17 protein-coding genes are annotated in these 15526 nt (G+C 69.7%); 14 read left to right on the plus strand and 3 right to left on the minus strand.

The features are described 5' to 3' along the window. Positions 1-133: 133 nt before the first annotated feature. The 12 genes from ACUCV0_RS05620 to ACUCV0_RS05675 are packed head-to-tail and all read left to right on the plus strand — an operon-like array spanning position 134 to position 11400. Positions 134-1804, plus strand: coding sequence for a bifunctional UDP-sugar hydrolase/5'-nucleotidase (locus ACUCV0_RS05620; RefSeq protein WP_482212267.1), 1671 nt, complete (start codon positions 134-136; stop codon positions 1802-1804). Further along, positions 1804-2571, plus strand: coding sequence for a hypothetical protein (locus tag ACUCV0_RS05625; protein ID WP_482212268.1), 768 nt, complete (start codon positions 1804-1806; stop codon positions 2569-2571). The genes ACUCV0_RS05620 and ACUCV0_RS05625 overlap by 1 nt, the downstream gene beginning before the upstream one ends. Continuing rightward, positions 2568-4580 carry a type II secretion system secretin GspD gene (gene gspD, locus ACUCV0_RS05630; protein WP_482212269.1) on the plus strand — a complete coding sequence of 671 codons (2013 nt, stop codon included), beginning with the start codon at positions 2568-2570 and terminating at the stop codon, positions 4578-4580. Before ACUCV0_RS05625 ends, gspD begins: the two co-directional genes overlap by 4 nt. Beyond that, entirely contained in the window at positions 4580-6037 is a 1458-nt protein-coding gene (locus ACUCV0_RS05635) for a GspE/PulE family protein (protein ID WP_482212270.1), read from the plus strand. The genes gspD and ACUCV0_RS05635 overlap by 1 nt, the downstream gene beginning before the upstream one ends. Positions 6038-6061: 24 nt before the next feature. Continuing rightward, the gene (gene gspF / locus ACUCV0_RS05640) at positions 6062-7267 is read left to right on the plus strand and encodes a type II secretion system inner membrane protein GspF (RefSeq protein ID WP_482212271.1); all 1206 of its coding nucleotides are present in this window, start codon (positions 6062-6064) and stop codon (positions 7265-7267) included. Between the two features lie 23 nt (positions 7268-7290). Next, complete coding sequence (gene gspG / locus ACUCV0_RS05645; RefSeq protein ID WP_271655728.1) at positions 7291-7731, plus strand: type II secretion system major pseudopilin GspG; 441 nt, start codon at positions 7291-7293, stop codon at positions 7729-7731. 6 nt (positions 7732-7737) lie between these two features. Beyond that, positions 7738-8196: a GspH/FimT family pseudopilin gene (locus ACUCV0_RS05650; RefSeq protein ID WP_482212272.1), complete on the plus strand. Its 459-nt coding sequence runs from the start codon at positions 7738-7740 to the stop codon at positions 8194-8196. Beyond that, positions 8193-8537: a type II secretion system protein gene (locus ACUCV0_RS05655; protein ID WP_271655726.1), complete on the plus strand. Its 345-nt coding sequence runs from the start codon at positions 8193-8195 to the stop codon at positions 8535-8537. The genes ACUCV0_RS05650 and ACUCV0_RS05655 overlap by 4 nt, the downstream gene beginning before the upstream one ends. After that, a complete protein-coding gene (locus tag ACUCV0_RS05660; protein WP_482212273.1) occupies positions 8534-9121 on the plus strand; it encodes a prepilin-type N-terminal cleavage/methylation domain-containing protein in 588 nt (195 codons plus the stop codon). The genes ACUCV0_RS05655 and ACUCV0_RS05660 overlap by 4 nt, the downstream gene beginning before the upstream one ends. Before the next feature lie 4 nt (positions 9122-9125). Further along, positions 9126-10292 (plus strand): hypothetical protein, encoded by a 1167-nt coding sequence (locus ACUCV0_RS05665; RefSeq protein ID WP_482212274.1) that lies wholly within the window; start codon positions 9126-9128, stop codon positions 10290-10292. Continuing rightward, a complete protein-coding gene (locus ACUCV0_RS05670) occupies positions 10289-10711 on the plus strand; it encodes a hypothetical protein (RefSeq protein WP_482212275.1) in 423 nt (140 codons plus the stop codon). Before ACUCV0_RS05665 ends, ACUCV0_RS05670 begins: the two co-directional genes overlap by 4 nt. Next, the gene (locus ACUCV0_RS05675) at positions 10708-11400 is read left to right on the plus strand and encodes a hypothetical protein (protein WP_482212276.1); all 693 of its coding nucleotides are present in this window, start codon (positions 10708-10710) and stop codon (positions 11398-11400) included. Before ACUCV0_RS05670 ends, ACUCV0_RS05675 begins: the two co-directional genes overlap by 4 nt. A gap of 14 nt (positions 11401-11414) precedes the next feature. Here ACUCV0_RS05675 and ACUCV0_RS05680 read toward each other — a convergent pair whose 3' ends face one another. The 3 genes from ACUCV0_RS05680 to ACUCV0_RS05690 all read right to left on the minus strand — a co-directional run bounded on the left by ACUCV0_RS05680 (position 11415) and on the right by ACUCV0_RS05690 (position 14281). Then, a complete protein-coding gene (locus ACUCV0_RS05680; RefSeq protein ID WP_271655721.1) occupies positions 11415-11975 on the minus strand; it encodes an RBBP9/YdeN family alpha/beta hydrolase in 561 nt (186 codons plus the stop codon). A gap of 304 nt (positions 11976-12279) precedes the next feature. After that, entirely contained in the window at positions 12280-12900 is a 621-nt protein-coding gene (locus tag ACUCV0_RS05685; RefSeq protein ID WP_059315891.1) for an NAD(P)H-dependent oxidoreductase, read from the minus strand. Continuing rightward, positions 12887-14281, minus strand: a complete 1395-nt coding sequence (locus ACUCV0_RS05690; protein WP_059315890.1) for a class II fumarate hydratase — start codon at positions 14279-14281, stop codon at positions 12887-12889. Before ACUCV0_RS05690 ends, ACUCV0_RS05685 begins: the two co-directional genes overlap by 14 nt. Before the next feature lie 173 nt (positions 14282-14454). Between ACUCV0_RS05690 and ACUCV0_RS05695 the strand changes: the two genes are divergently transcribed. Together ACUCV0_RS05695 and ACUCV0_RS05700 are read left to right on the plus strand one after the other, a co-directional pair. Beyond that, positions 14455-14991: a DUF2059 domain-containing protein gene (locus ACUCV0_RS05695; RefSeq protein WP_059315889.1), complete on the plus strand. Its 537-nt coding sequence runs from the start codon at positions 14455-14457 to the stop codon at positions 14989-14991. Positions 14992-15091: 100 nt separating this feature from the next. Next, the gene (locus ACUCV0_RS05700) at positions 15092-15403 is read left to right on the plus strand and encodes a BolA family protein (protein WP_271655720.1); all 312 of its coding nucleotides are present in this window, start codon (positions 15092-15094) and stop codon (positions 15401-15403) included. Positions 15404-15526 lie beyond the last annotated feature (123 nt).

Here is a 15526-nt window from a genome sequence, read left to right on the forward strand (position 1 = left end):
TGACTGAAAGGTTACAAGAGGATATTTACCCCCAGCCGAGCTGTAACAGTTTGTAACCTTCTGTTTTGTCATGAATTTGTAGCTTTTCGCCGCCTAGGATGCCGCCCTCTCTAGCGCGCAAGGCAGACATCGGATGGGCAACTGGGCACGACGCCAGGTCTTGGGTTGGCTCGCGGCGGGCGCCACGGCGCCGCTGCTGGGCGGCTGTGCCCAAGGCTTTTCCAGCCGCCCGGTGGATGCCGATCTGCAACTGCTCTATGTCGCCGATACCCTGGATGCTCGCGAGCCCGGCTGGCCGGTGGTGCCCCGGGTCCGCCTGGGACCGGCTGGCCGCATCGGCGCCGCGCCCTGGCGCACCGGTGCCGATGCGGCGCGTCTTGCGCCTGGGCTCGCGCCCCTGCTCGATGCCAGTCGTGGCGACGGCCAGCGCTACGGTGGCTATGCCGCCCTGGCCGCCCAGTTGGCCCACCTGCGTGCTCGCCAGGGCGCGACCCGCAGCCTGACCCTGGAGAACGGCCAGTGCTGGAACGGCAGCGGCCTGACGCAATTGACCCGCGGCGAGGCTGGAGTCGATGGCAGCCAGTTGCTGGGCAGCGAGGCCCGGGTCAGCAGTGACGAGCGTCTGCTCTGGCCCAAGCGCAGCGCCGCCCTCTATCGCCGCTACGGTCGTCCGGTACTGGGCGCCACCCTCACCGAGGAACAGCGCAGCGCCCTGGGCGTCGCTCCTTTCACCCTGACCGAGCGCGACGGCGTGCGCATCGCCCTGGTCGGGGTGACCGATCCCTATGCCAGCGACCAGCAGGCGCCGCTGGCCGACTGGTATGCCCGGCTGCGCCCGGTGCTGGCCGAGGCACGCGGTCAGGCCGATCTGCTGGTGGTGCTGGCCGATGTCGGCACTGGCCCGGGGCTGTGGCTGGCCGAGCGCCTGGAGGAGGCGGACCTTCTGCTGTGCGCCCGCGGCCAGGATCTCTGGCCGGAGCTGATTCCGGTGATGCGCGGCAGTGGTCGTCCGCTGCCGGTTTGCCTGCCGGGCACCCGAGGCGTCGGTATCTTCGAGATCCGCTGCCGGGGCGGTCGCGATGGCTGGCGCCTGGACGCCGTCTTTCATCCGGTGCAGGCCGAACGCGTGCTCGACCGCACCCTGCTGGAAAACTACCAACGGCAGCTGGCGGTGGCCCGGGCGCCCCACGCGGGCTGGCTCGACCAGCGCCTGGCGCGCGCGCCGGTGGATCTCTGGCGCCGTGATCTGCTCGGCGGCAGCTGGGACGCCCTGATCGCTGCGGCCCTGGGGGGCAGCGAGGCTCAGCCGGTGCTGCTGCCTGGCCTGAGATACGACCTGCCGCTGCAGCGGGGCGACTGGATCACCCGTGAACACCTGATCGCCCTCTGTGGTGGCCATGACGCCACGGTGCTGGAGTTGCCTACCACGGCCGATGGCCTGCGCACGCTCCTGGAAGAGGCTGCCGACAACCGCTTCGGCGAGCCTCTGCTACTGGACAACAGCCAGGACCTGCCGCGGTTGGTAGGTGCTCCGTGGAGCTGTCGCTATGGCGCCCCCCGTGGCCAGCGTATCCCGCCCCTGCAGGTGCCCCTGGGCGCCGCCTTCACCTGTCGCACCTTTGCCCTGGGGCCTGACCTCGGCACCGGCGAGGCGCTCTGGCAACGTCTGGAAGCCTATCTGCGCGCCCGGCCCGCCGACTGGGGCCTGGCGCCGTTGCCGGTGCCACGCCTGGAGTTCGTCGAAGGCCATCCGGGCTGGCATCCGCTGGCCGCCTTGCGCCGCCGTCTGGAGTCTCTGGCCTGATGGCGCGCCTGCTCATCCATCCCCTGGCGTTGCGGCTGCTGACCCTGCTGTGGCTGGGCATCGCCGCCTGGCTGGCGGCGCGGGTGGTCTGCGATCTGCGCCTGCTGTGGCTGCCGACGCCCGTACCCAGTGTCCAGGTCGAGGCGTCTCCCGCCACCGATCTGCTCGCCGGCCATTGGCGCACCGCTAGCCAGGCGGCGCCCAGCACCCTGCCGATCCAGTGGGTCGGGGCGATCAAGGCGGTGCCCATCGACGGCTCGGTGGTGGTCCTGCGCCATGGCGATCGCCAGCGGTCCCTGGTCCTGGGCGACAGCCTGGTGCCCGGCCTGGTGCTGACCGCCATCGACGCCCAGGGCCTGGTCTTCAGCCGCGCCGGCCGCGAAGAGCGGTTGCCCTGGCCGCCGCCGCGTGAGCTGGTGGGCCTCGCGGCCAGCGGTACGGCCAAGCCGACAGCCGTCAAGGCGCCGCCCACGCCGGTGGCGGAGGAGGGCGATCTCGCCAGCCTGCTGCGCCGCATTCGCGCCACCCCGGTCCGCGAGCATGGCGAACTGACCGGCTACCGCCTGCAACCCGGGGCCGAGCCGGCCTTCTTCAGCGGCCTCGGACTTGAGCCCGGGGACGTGCTGCGCCGGGTGGATGCCGTCCCCGTGGCCGATACCCGGGCGCTGCTGCAACGCCTGCCGCACTGGCGCGCCACCGGCGCCCTGACCCTGGAACTGGAACGTCAGGGCCACGCCCTGGCCCTACCCGTGAGACTGTCCCTGTGAAGAAACGCAGCTATTGCGGCCTGCTCCTCGCCTTCTGGCTGCTCGGTGCCCAGGCCGAACAACGCTTCGAGGTCAATTTCGAGAACACCGAGATCGATCTGTTCATCGAGAGCGTGGGACGCATCACCGGCACCAACTTCGTCATCGACCCGCGAGTGCGTGGCACCCTGACGGTGCGCAGCGCCCAGCCCCTGGCCGCCGACGACGTCTATGCCCTGGCCCTGGCCCAGCTGCGCGCGAATGGCTATGCCGCGGTGGAGCTGGAAGACGGCAGCGTGAAGATCCTGCCCGACCAGGCGGCCCGGACCGAGCCGCTGCCGGTGGAGGTGGACGATGGTGCTCCGGCCAAGCCCGGCGCCGGGGATACCGTGGCCACCCGGGTATTCGCCGTGCGCGGTGGCAATCTCGACCAGTTGCTGGGCATCGTCCGCCCGCTGATGGACGCCCGGGTCGGGGTGGCCACGCCCTATCCCGCCAGCAACCTGCTGGTAGTGACCGACTGGCGCAGCAACCTCAGCCGCATTGGCCAGCTGCTGGCGCGGCTGGATCGCGGTCGCGACGAACCGGTGGAAATGATCGTTCTGCGCCATGCCCAGGCGCGCGACACCGCGCCCCTGGTGGAGCGCCTGCTGGCCAGCCGCGGCCAGGCCGGCGGCGGGGTCCAGGTGCTGGCCGACGCCCGCAGCAATGCCCTCATGGTGCGCGGCGACGAAGCCGTCCGCCGCCAGGTACGCCGTCTGGTCGCCGAGCTGGACGTCTCCCGCGACGCGGCCAGCGATACCGAGGTGGTCTATCTGCACCATGCCAAGGCCGGCGAGGTGGTCAAGGTGCTGCGCGGGCTCAGCGGCGAGGTCACCCAGGACGCGCGGATGGAGATTCCCGTGGCAGCAGCGCCCATGGTTAATACCACCCCTGTTGAAGGTGGTGGGGAGGGGGAGGCTCCTCCTGCCAAGGGCGGTGGTGGGACGTTGGCGCCCGGCGCGCCTGGCATTCGCCTGGAAGCGGACATGGGTACCAACTCCATCGTGCTGATCGGCCCGCCGCGAGAGCTGGCCGCCTACAAGCGCATCATCAGCCAGTTGGACATCCGCCGTGCCCAGGTGGTAGTGGAGGCGATCATCGCCGAGATCACCGACACCAAGGCCAACCAGCTCGGCGTCCAGTGGCTGTTCCTCGATCGCAACGGCAACCTGCCGGCAGGCGGCGTCAACTTCACCAACGGCACGCCCATCAACGGTATCGCCGCCGCCGCGGCCAACCAGGACACCAGTGCCCTGGGCAGTCTGCTCTCGGGCATGCAGGGCATCTCCGCCGGGGTCGGTCGCATCGGTGGCAGCGGGCTGAACTTCGTCACCCTGTTGCAGGCCATGCGCAGCGAGAGCGGCTTCAACCTGCTGTCGACACCGACCTTGCTGACCCTGGACAACGCCGAGGCCTCCATCATGGTTGGCCAGGAGGTGCCCTTCGTCACCGGCTCGGTCACCAGCAACAACGCCAATCCCTACCAGACCATCGAGCGTCGCGAAGTGGGGGTGAAGCTGCGGCTCAAGCCGCAGATCAACGAGGGCGACACGGTGCGCATGGAGATCGTCCAGGAGGTCTCGTCGCTGGCCGACAACGTGCGCGCCAGCGACGTGGTCACCAACAAGCGCGAGATCAAGACCACGGTGATGGTGGAGGACAATGGCCTCATCGTCCTCGGCGGCCTGATCAGCAACGAGGGCAACGACAGCGACCAGCGCGTGCCGCTGCTGGGCGACGTGCCGGTGCTGGGCAATCTCTTCAAGTCGCGTACCCGCTCCAGCACCAAGCAGAATCTGGTGGTGTTCATCCGCCCGCGCATCTTGCGCGATCCGGCGCTGGTGCAGCAGATCAGCGAGGACAAGTACCGCGGCATGCGCGCCGCCGCCCCAGCCGCGGCCTTGCCGGCCACGCCGCCGGGTACGCGCGGCGCGCCCACCCTGCAGAGTCTCTATCCCTCGGCGCGGGCGCGCCTGGACGGCCTCTGATGACGCCGACGCTGCCCTATCGCCTGGCCCGCCAGGCCGGCATCGCCCTGGCCGCCGTGCCCGACGGCTATCGGCTGCTGTGCCGCCTGGATGCGGACCTGGCGTTGCTGCAGGAGGTGCAGCGTCGCCACGGTCCCCCGCAAGGCTGCGAATGGCTCCCGCGCGAGGTCTTCGAGCAGCGCCTGGGCCCGCTCTATGAAGCCGGGCAGGCCAGCACCGAGGCGCTGGTGGAGGGCCTCGGCGAGACCGTCGACCTGGCTGGGCTGATGGAGGAATTGCCACGGGTCGAGGACCTGCTCGACAGCGCTGGCGAGGCGCCGGTGATCCGGCTAATCAACGCCCTGTTCGCCGAGGCGCTGCGCCTCGACGCCTCCGACCTGCACGTGGAGACCTTCGAGCAGGCGCTGGTGGTACGGGTGCGAGTGGATGGGGTGCTGCGCGAGCTGCTGCGCCCGCCGCGGGCGCTGTCGGCCATGCTGGTGTCGCGGATCAAGGTCATGGCGCGGCTGGACATCGCCGAGAAGCGCCAGCCCCAGGATGGCCGCATCACCCTCAGAGCCAGCGGTCGCGACGTCGACATCCGCGTCTCGACCCTGCCCGGCGTCCATGGCGAGCGGGTGGTCATGCGCATCCTCGACAAGCAGGCCAGCCTGCTGGAGCTCTCGCGCCTCGGCCTGCCACCAGCCATCGATGCCGGCCTGCGCGGTGCCCTGGCCCAGCCCAATGGCATCCTGCTGGTCACCGGCCCCACCGGGTCGGGCAAGACCACCACCCTCTATGCCAGCCTGGGGCTGCTCAACGAAGGCAGCCGCAGCATCCTCACCGTGGAAGACCCGGTGGAATACGCCTTGCCCGGCATCGGCCAGACGCCGGTCAACCCCCGTGCCGGCCTGACCTTCGCCAGCGGCCTGAGGGCCATCCTGCGCCAGGATCCGGACGTCATCATGATCGGCGAGATCCGCGACGTGGAGACCGCCGGCATCGCCGTGCAGGCCAGTCTCACCGGCCATCTGGTGCTCTCCACCCTGCACACCAACAGCGCCCTGGGCGCTATCACCCGCCTGCGCGACATGGGCGTGGAGCCCTTCCTGCTGGCGTCGAGCCTCAAGGGCGTGCTGGCCCAACGGCTGGTACGACGGTTGTGCAGCTGCGCGGCCTGGCGTCCACTGCGGGCGGCCGAACAGACGCTGCTGCCAGGGCTGGCCGGGCTCGAACGGCTGCGCGAGCCCGAGGGGTGCCCAAGCTGCAATGGCAGTGGCTATCGCGGTCGCCTGGGTCTCTACGAATTCGTCGCCCTAGACGCCGAACTGGCCGAACTCATCTATCGCGGCGCCGGGGAGGGCGAGATGGCCCGGCTGCTGGAGGGCCGCCGCGCCAGCCTGGCCGAGAGTGCCCTGGAGCGCCTGACGGCGGGCGAGACCAGCCTCGCGGAGGTGCTGCGTGCGGTGCACCAGTAGTACCAGCGGCGGAGCGTTGCGCTGATGCCGGCCTACCGCTACCTGGCGCTGGACGGCGAGGGGCGTCGCCAGCGCGATGTCATCCAGGCCGAGAGCGAGCGCCATGCCCGCCAGCTATTGCGCGAGCGCGGCCTCTTTCCCCGCACCTTGCAGGCGGCGGGTCCGGCGCGGGGCGCGCGCAGCCGCGCCGGACGGCTGGATGCCAACAGCCGCACCGACTTCACCCGCCAGCTGGCGACCCTGGTGGGCGCCGCCATTCCCCTGGCCGACGCCCTGCGGATGCTGGAGCGCCAGAGTCGCCAGGCGGCGCTCAAGGCGCTGCTGCTGGATCTGCTGGGCCAGGTCCGCGAGGGCTATACCCTGGCCGACAGCCTGGGGCGTCATCCGGGCACCTTCGACCCGCTGTACCTGACCCTGGTGGCCGCTGGCGAACGGGCCGGACGCCTGGGCCAGGTGCTGGAACGCCTGGCCGACTATCTCGAACGGGTGCAGCGCCAGCGCCACAAGGCGCGCACCGCGCTCATCTATCCGCTGGCGTTGGCCCTGGTGTCGGTCGCCGTGGTGGCGGGGCTGATGACCTTCGTGGTGCCCAAGCTCACCGAGCAGTTCATCCACAGCGGCCTGCAACTGCCCTGGATCACCCGCGCCCTGGTGGCCGTCAGTGACGGCCTGCTGGTCTTCGGGCCCTGGTTGCTGGGCCTGCTATTGCTGGCCGGCTTAGGTCTGCAGCGCCTGTTGCGCCAGGTCGAGTGGCGGCGACGCTGGCACCGGCAGCTGCTGCGCCTGCCGCGCCTGGGCGAGTTGCTGCGCACCCTCGACAGCGCCCGCCTGACCCGCAGCCTGGCGATCCTGGTCGGCAGCGGCATCCCGGTGCTCGAAGGCCTGCAGGTCAGCCGCGCCACCCTGGGCAATCAGGTGCTGCGCGATGCCCTGGAGGCGGCCATCGAACAGGTCACCTCCGGTACCGGCCTCGGCCGGGCCCTGGACCGCAGCGGCGTCTTTCCCCCCTTGCTGGTGAACATGGTTGCCAGCGGCGAGGCCAGCGGCACCCTCGACGCCATGCTCGAGCGGGTCGCCGATGCCCAGGAGCGGGATTTCAACCAACAGGTGGACCTGGCCCTGGCGCTGTTCGAGCCGGTACTGATCCTCGTACTCGGCGGGGTGGTACTGGCCATCGTGCTCGCCATCCTGCTACCCATCATGCAGCTCAACCAGGCGCTCAACCTCTGATGCGCCCCAAGGAGACTTTCGCGATGCGTTCCCATGCCGTAGCCGCCCGCCAGGCCGGTTTCACCCTCATCGAGATCATGGTGGTGATCTTCATCATCGGCCTGCTGGTGGCCATCGTCGCGCCCAATGTACTGGACAACCAGGACAAGGCCATGCAGCAGAAGGCCCGCGCCGATCTCGCCAGCCTGGAGCAGGCGCTGGACATGTACCGCCTGGATAACCTGCGCTATCCCACCGCCGAGCAGGGCCTCGCCGCCCTGGTGAGCAAGCCGACCCAGGCCCCCGAGCCGCGCAACTATCGCGCCGACGGCTATATCCGCCGCCTGCCGGAGGACCCTTGGGGCGCCGCCTACCGCTATCGCATTCCGGGCGAACACGGCCGGGTGGACCTCTATACCCTCGGCGCCGACGGCCGCGAAGGCGGCGAGGGCAGCGATGCCGACATCGGCAACTGGACGCTCTGAATTCCCATGCCGGGGCGCCAGGGCGGTTTCACCCTGCTGGAGCTGATGGTCGTGCTGCTGATCGTCGGCCTGCTGACCGCCGTAGGCGTGGCGCGCCTCGGCGGTGGCAGTCCGGCCGGACAGTGGCGGCTGGAAAGCCTGGCGAGCGACTTCCAGCTGGCACGGGACACCGCCCGCCACAGCGGCCGCATCCTCGGCTGGCAGGTCGACGCCACCGGCTTTCGCTATCTGCAGCTGGTGGGTGACGCCCGTGGCCCACGCTGGCAGCCCCTGGCCAGCGCCGATCTGCCTGACGGGCACTGGCCGGCGGGACTGCACCTGGCCGAACCGGCCAGCGCTCAGCCGCGCCTGATCTGGTGGCCGAACGGCGATACCCGTGCTCAGCGCCTCGCCTTCGCCGAAGAGGAAAGGCAGTGGCTGCTGGTGGTGGACGCGCACGGTCGCGCCTCGGTGGAACAGCCATGAGGCAGACCGGCTTCACTCTGCTTGAGGTGCTGGTGGCCCTGGCCATCGTCGCCTTCATGGCCGTGGGCGTCAGCCAGGTGATCGGTCAGCGGCTGGACATCGCCGGCGTCGCCCAATCCCGCGAACTGGCCCAGCTCTGCGCTCGCGAACTCAATGCCCGCTGGCAGGTGGAGGGCCTGGCCGCGGGGCAGGGCGAATTGAGCCAGGGCGGCGACCGCTGCTACTGGCGTCTTGAAGCCGCCGGCGGAGCCCTGGGCGCGCAACGGCTCTCGCTCTATGCCGACGCCGCCTTTAGTCGCGCGCTGGGTGACTGGCCGCTCTATGCCGGAGCGCGTCCATGAGCCGCCAGCAGGGCATGACCCTGATCGAGGTGCTCCTGGCCATGGCGCTCACGGCGCTGCTCGCCGTGCTGCTCGGTAGCCTGGTCAACCTCTGGCTCGATGCCCGTGGCCGGCTGGCCGCCCGGGAGTCGACCAATGCGCGGGTGCTGGACGTCTGCGGCCTGCTGGATCGGCGCCTTGCCGGACTGGTCTGGCGACCGCTGCAGGAACAGCGCCGGCCGCTGCACAACGCCGTGCTGGACTGGCACCCCGCCGAGAACCGGCTGGACTGGGTCGCCCTGGATGCCTTGCCGCTGGGCGCGGACCAGGGGGCCGGGCGCTTGCGCCGCCAGCGTCTGGAGTGGAACGCCAGCACCGACCGCTTGCGGCTGAGCCGTAGCGCCGAGCTGGACGCGGTGGATGCTCCCGCCTGGCAGCAGGTCCTCGATCAGCCAGGCGTCGAGCGCCTGAATTTGGAATTCCATGGCGGCGGGCGCTGGCTCGCCTATCCGCCGCTGGCCGAACCCGCCAATGGGGTGCGGCTGACCTTTACCCTCCAGGGCGACGGCTATGTCTGCACCTTTGCCCTGCCTCAGACCGGTTGACGCCATGCACGCCTCCTCGACGCTCGGACGCCTCCTGCCCCTGATCCGCCGCGACTTCAGCCCGGCTCGTACCGGCAATCGCCTGCTGCTGCGCACGCGTCATCCCGGCCCGCCCGGCCCGGACAATCCGGTAATGGCCGCGCATCTGCAGGATGACCAGCTCCAGGCCATGGCCGTGCTGCCGGCGGCGGCCCAGCCGGTCACCCTGCTGCTGCACGGCGAAGACTGCAGCCTGTTCGATGTGGCCGCGCCCAAGGGACTGCGCCCGCACGAGTGGGGGCTCCTGCTGGAGGATCAGTTGCTGGAGGATGCCAGCGGCCAGCACCTGGTCTGCCTGGGTCGCGCGCCCGGACGGCTGCGCCTGCTGGCCCTGGACCAGGCGCTGCTGGACGCCTGGCGCGAACACTGCGCCGCCGTTGGCTGGTCAGTGGCCGCCTGCTGGGTCGACTTCCAGTTCCTGCCTGAGCCATCGGCCGGGGGTGGGATCGGCCTGCGTCTGGGCGACAGCCTGAGATTCAAGACTCGCACCGATGACCGCGAGGTCTGGCTGACCTGGCCAGCCGCGCTCGAAGGCGATCTGCCGCCGGCCCTGGCGGCCCTGATCGACGCGGGACCCGCGGCGTCCGCTGAGCGGCTCTGGCCCGATGCGGTCGCTGGCTCGACGTCCCAGGACCTCTGGCCGCGGCAGGGCCAGCGCCGTCGCCGGCCGTCCCTGGGGCTGCCCCGACCCCTGCTGCTGGGCATGGCTGCGGCGGCCGGGCTGGCGCTGCTGCATCTGGGCGTGCAACAGGTCCAGCACGGGCGCCTGGCGCGGCTCGACCGGGACGTTGTCGCCCAGCGCCTGGGCCTGGCCAGTGACCGTCTCGATGGCGGTCGCGCCGAGCGCGAACTCCAGCTGGCCAGCCGGGCCCAGCGGCAGCTGGAAGGGCAGTGGCGCCTCTGGCAGCGCCTCAGCGGTCCGCTGGGCGCTGCGCTCGGCGCCCAGCCCGGCTGGCGGCTGGTGGAATGGGCGCTGGACGAGCAAGGCATCCGCGTGGTGCTGGACGGCCCCGCCAGCCTGGACAAGGCCCTGCGCACCCGGCTCGGCCAGGAATTCGATACCCTGCAGTGGCAGCGTCAGGCCGGGCGCCTGACCCTGCGCCTGGCTAGCCCCGTGGAGAAGCGACCATGAGCACCATCCTTCAGCACTGGCAGCGCCTGCCCGCCGAGCGCCAGCGGCTGGCCCTTGGCGGGCTGGTCATCCTGGTGCTGGCCGCCATCCTGCTGTTGCGCGCCACCCCGGGTAGCCGCCCAGCCACCACCGATTGGGTGCGCCTCGCCGAAGAGGCCCGGGCGCTGCTCGTCGCCCAGCCGCTGCAGGAGGCGGACTGGCGCGGGGCGGTCGACGGCGTGACCTTCAGCGCCCTGACCCTGGCCGAACCGGTCTGGCAGGTGCGTGGCGAGGCGCTCGACGTGGGCGCCGTGGAACGGTTGCAGGCCTGGGCGCGGGCGCGGGGTTGGCTACCCCGGACCCTGAGAATTCGCAGCCAGCCGACGAGCGTGGCCTTCGAACTGGAAGTCCTGGCGGTACTGGTGGAGCGTGCGCCATGACTCGCTGGCTCGTGCGCCTGGCGTTCACCCTGTTCGCCTGCCTGATCTTCGTCCTGGGCTGCCTGCTCTACTGGCCGGCCGCGGACTGGCTGCCGCGCCTGCTGCCGCCCCAGGTCACGCCGGTCGGCTTGCAGGGCTCCCTGCTCGGCGGCGGCATGCAGCGCCTCGCCTGGCCGGGTGGTGGTGCCGGGCCCTGGCAGTGGCACCTGCGCTGGCCAGGCAAGCTGCAGGTCACGGTAGGCGAGCCCGAGGGCGCGCCCTGGGGAATGAACCTGAGTGGCTGGCCCTGGCAGTGGCAGGCCGATCTCGCCGGCGGCGATCTGCGCTGGCTGCAGGCCCCGGACAGCGCCCTGCTGGCCGGCCGGTTGACGGGCGAGGTACGGCTGGCAGGCAGCTGGCGCCGGTGCCAGGCCGCCAGTGGCAGCTGGCAAGGCGATGCCTTGCAGGTCCTGGTGCCCCGCCGCCTGGCCCTGGGTGAGGCCCGGTTACAGGTGGATTGCCAGACGGCGCCCTGGCTGCAGGGCGTCTTCGAACGCGGGACCCAGCATCATCTGGAGATCCGCCTGAGCCTGGCCAACTGGCGGGGGCAGGTGCAGGGTACGGCGCAGCCCGGCAGCGAGATCGCCCCGGCGCTGCAGAGCATCGGCTGGCTCAAGGCCGGCCAGACCCAGGTCATGGGACGTTTCTGACCTCCGAGCGCCGCTCAGGCGACCCGGAGGCCCTGGGCGGCCCCCAACTTGGCCAGGTGCAGCAGACCTTCTTCCCACTGCCGATGCCCGGAGCGGGTATTGATATGGCCCGCGCCTGGCAGGATGTCCAGGTCGCTGCCCCAGTCGCGTGCCAGGGCTTCGGCCCGGGCGAGGCTGATGGCGTGGTCGTTGTCCGAGGTCACCATCCGTGTCGGGAAGGGCAGCGGTTGGCGCGGCAGCGGCGCGAACCCCACCAGTTCCACCGGGCAGCCGGGTCGCTCCACATCGGCCGGAGCGACCAGCAAGGCGGCGAGTACCCGCTGCCGTCGGGCCACCGGGGCGCTGGCGGCCCAACGCGCGACGGTCACGCAGCCCAGGCTATGGGCTATCACCACTACCGGGGTGCTGGCTTGCCCAATGGCCCGGTCGAGCGCCGCTACCCAGCGCTGTGGGTCGGGACGCTGCCAGTCGTCCTGCTCGACGCGGCGGGCGTCAGGCAGCAGTCGCTGCCAGTGGGTCTGCCAATGGTCGGGACCGGAGCCCTGCCAGCCGGGCAGGATGAGATAGCGGGTCATGGCGGATCTCCGCGGACAAAAGGGGAGAGCCGATAGTGACGGCGGATGTTCTGGAGGAGAAAGAATAAAAGGCGCTTTGGTTATGCCGATGGATTCAGGGGCGGGGTGTGATCGCGGCCATGGGCCGCTCCTACCGGTAGCACCGCGTAGGAGGGGCCGTATCGGTGAACCGCCATGGCCGCGAAAAACCGTAGGTTGAGCTGAGACGGCTCTACCGTCGAAGCCCAACACTGCCGGTATCAAGGCCTCCGCTCCGTTGGGCTTCGCTGGCGCTCAACCCAACCTACCAAGGCCGTTGGGTGGACTACTCGTTCCGCCCCAGCCGTTCCACTTCCTGCAGCCAGCGCAGCCGCTGCTCCTCGTCGGCCGCCCGCACCGGCGAATACTCGTGCACCTGCAGCACCTGGATGCCACAGGCTTCGAGGCCTTCCTGGATGACCTGGCGATGGGGCGCCTGGTTGCGCAGGCGCTGCCAGGGGGAGGGCGGGGTATCGGAGGTGACCAGCAGTTCGGCGCTGCGCCCGGTCAGCAGGGGTTCGCCGCCCCAGGTCTGGTCGCGCTGGGCGAAGGCGAAGCCCGGCTGCAGCACCCGTTCGAGAAAGCCCGCCAGTACCGCTGGCAGGCCGTTCCACCACACCGGGTAGATGAACACCAGGTGCTCGGCCCAATGGATCTGCCGCTGAGCTTCCAGCAGATCCGGCTCCAGGGTCTGGGAGAGGTCATAGCCCTCGCGCAGCACCGGGTCGAACTGCGCGTCGGCCAGCTTGAGCTGACGCACCACCTGGCCGCTGGCCTGGGCGCCCTGGACATAGGCGTCGGCCAGCGACTGGCAGAAGCTGGTGCTCTTGGGATTGCCCTGGATGACCAGCAGGCGCCGGCCATCCCCTTCCAGCGGCGTGGCGCCGCGAGCCTCAGCCACGGCCACCGGCTTCCAGCATGGTCTCCGGGCGTACCCACTGATCGAACTGCTCGTCGGTCAGGTAGCCAAGCTCCAGCGCGGCAGCGCGCAGGGTCTTGTTCTCGGCATAGGCCTTCTTGGCGATCTCGGCGGCCTTGTCGTAGCCAATGTGCGGATTGAGCGCCGTCACCAGCATCAACCCCTGCTCCAGGTGCTCGGCCATCTTGTGCTCATCCGGCTCCATGCCGGTAACGCAATGGGTGTTGAAATTGCGGCTGCCATCGGCCAGCAGGCGGATGGATTCCAGGACATTATGGGCGATCACCGGCTTGTAGACATTGAGCTGCAGATGACCCTGGCTGGCGGCGAAACCGACGGTGACGTCGTTGCCGATCACCTGGCAGGCCAGCATCGACAGCGCCTCGCACTGGGTCGGGTTGACCTTGCCCGGCATGATGGAACTGCCCGGTTCGTTGGCCGGCAACCTGACCTCGGCGAAGCCCGCGCGCGGACCGGAGCCCAGCAGACGCAGGTCGTTGGCGATCTTCATCAGCGCCACGGCCAGGGTCTTGAGGCCGCCGTGCAGGGCTACCAGCGGCTCATGGCCGGCGAGGGCGGCGAACTTGTTCGGTGCGGTGACGAAGGGCAGGCCGGTGAGTTCGGCGATTTCCTTGGCGATGGCTTCGTCGAAGCCCTTGGGCGCATTCAGGCCGGTGCCGACCGCGGTACCGCCCTGGGCCAGCTCCATGACCGCCGGCAGGGCGTTGCGGATGGCGCGCTCGGCCAGGTCCAGCTGGGCGACGAAGGCCGACAGTTCCTGGCCGAAGGTCACCGGGGTGGCATCCATCATGTGGGTGCGACCGGTCTTGACCAGGTTCTGGTAGCGTGCCGACTGCAGCGCCAGGCCGCCGGACAGCTCGGCGATGGCCGGTAGCAGGTCGTTCTGGACCGCCAGGGCAGTGGCGATGTGCATGGCGGTGGGGAAGCAGTCGTTGGAGCTCTGGCCGCGGTTGACGTGGTCGTTGGGATGGACCGGCTGCTTGCCGCCCATGCCATTGCCGGCCAGTTCGTTGCTGCGGCCGGCGATGACCTCGTTGACGTTCATGTTGCTCTGGGTGCCGCTGCCGGTCTGCCAGACCACCAGGGGAAACTGGTCGTCATGGAAGCCATCGAGGATCTCGCTGCTCGCCTTTTCGATGAGGGTGGCGACATCTTCCGGCAATTCGCCGAGGCGCAGATTGACCCGGGCGGCGGCCTTTTTCACCGTCGCCAGGGCATGCACCACCGCCAGCGGCATCTGCTGGTTGCCGATGGCGAAGTTCTCCAGCGACCTTTGGGTCTGGGCGCCCCAGTAGACATCGTCGGCCACTTCGATGGGGCCGATGCTATCGGTTTCGGTACGGCTCATGGCGGTCTCCGCTTAGGAATGGGTGGGTCCAGCTAAGTTGGGCAGCAGCTTAGCGCCAGGGTTCCCAAATGGGAAGTATTCTCAATTGTGCGAGGTGTCGTGAGCAGTTCAGCTGGCATTCAGCCCATCTCTGCCAGACTTCCCGTCCATTTTTCGCATCCCCAAGGACGCCCATGAAAAAGACTCTCCGTACGCTCGGTGCCCTCGTCCTGCTGTCCAGCGCGAGTGGTCTGGCCCTGGCCGACGCCAAAAGCCACGCAGCCGACGCAGAGCGCTTTCTCAAGCTGGCCAACGCCGACAAGCTGACCACGCCGGTCTACGCCCAGGTACAGCAGCTCTTCGCCCAGCACTTCGAGCAGGCCAAGGCGCCGGCCAAGAAGGCCGTGCTGGAAAGCTATACCGCCCGCGCCAATCAGGCGCTGGACAGCACCATCGGCTGGGAAAAGATCAAGCCCGAGATGGTCAAGCTGTACACCGACAACTTCACCGAAGACGAGCTGGAAGGCCTGATCAAGTTCTACCAGTCGGATCTGGGCAAGAAGATGATCGCCACGCTGCCGCGCCTGTCGGCCCAGTCCGCGCAGATGACCCAGGCCAAGCTGGAGCAGGCGGTGCCCAAGGTCAATGGCATCCTCGCCGAGATGGACAAGGAGCTGGGCGTCAAGCCGCCGGCCGGGGCCGGCAACGCCACCCCGCCCGCCAAGCGCTGATTCAGCCTTGCCGCAAAGCCCGGACCCGTTCCGGGCTTTGTCGTTTCCGGGCGGCGCCCAGGCTCGCTAGAATGACGGTTCTCACAGTCGAGGTATCCCCATGAGCATGCGCGAACGTATCCAGTCCAGCCTGGGCCTGTTGCAACCCGAGTACCTGGAGGTGCAGGACGAAAGCCACATGCACAGTCGCGGCCAGGAGACCCACTACAAGGCGGTGGTGGTCAGCGAACACTTCGCCGGCCTCAACTCGGTGAAGCGCCACCAGAAGGTCTACGGCACCCTGGGCGAGCTCATGGGCCAGTTCCATGCGCTGGCGCTGCACACCTATACCCCGGAGGAGTGGGCGGCCCGGGGTCAGGCGCCGGATTCGCCCACCTGCCGTGGCGGCAGCAAGCACGACCTGGCGGGTTGAGTTCAGGGCGCCATTGTTCGGTGCCCTGCTAATTGGTTAAAATTTGACCGGCGCCGGCATCCTTGCCGGCGTTTTCGTCTAACCGGTCCGCCCTTTGCGAGGGCGACCTCTGGGAACCCGAAG

This window comes from Pseudomonas sp. VMV1 (assembly GCF_056790235.1).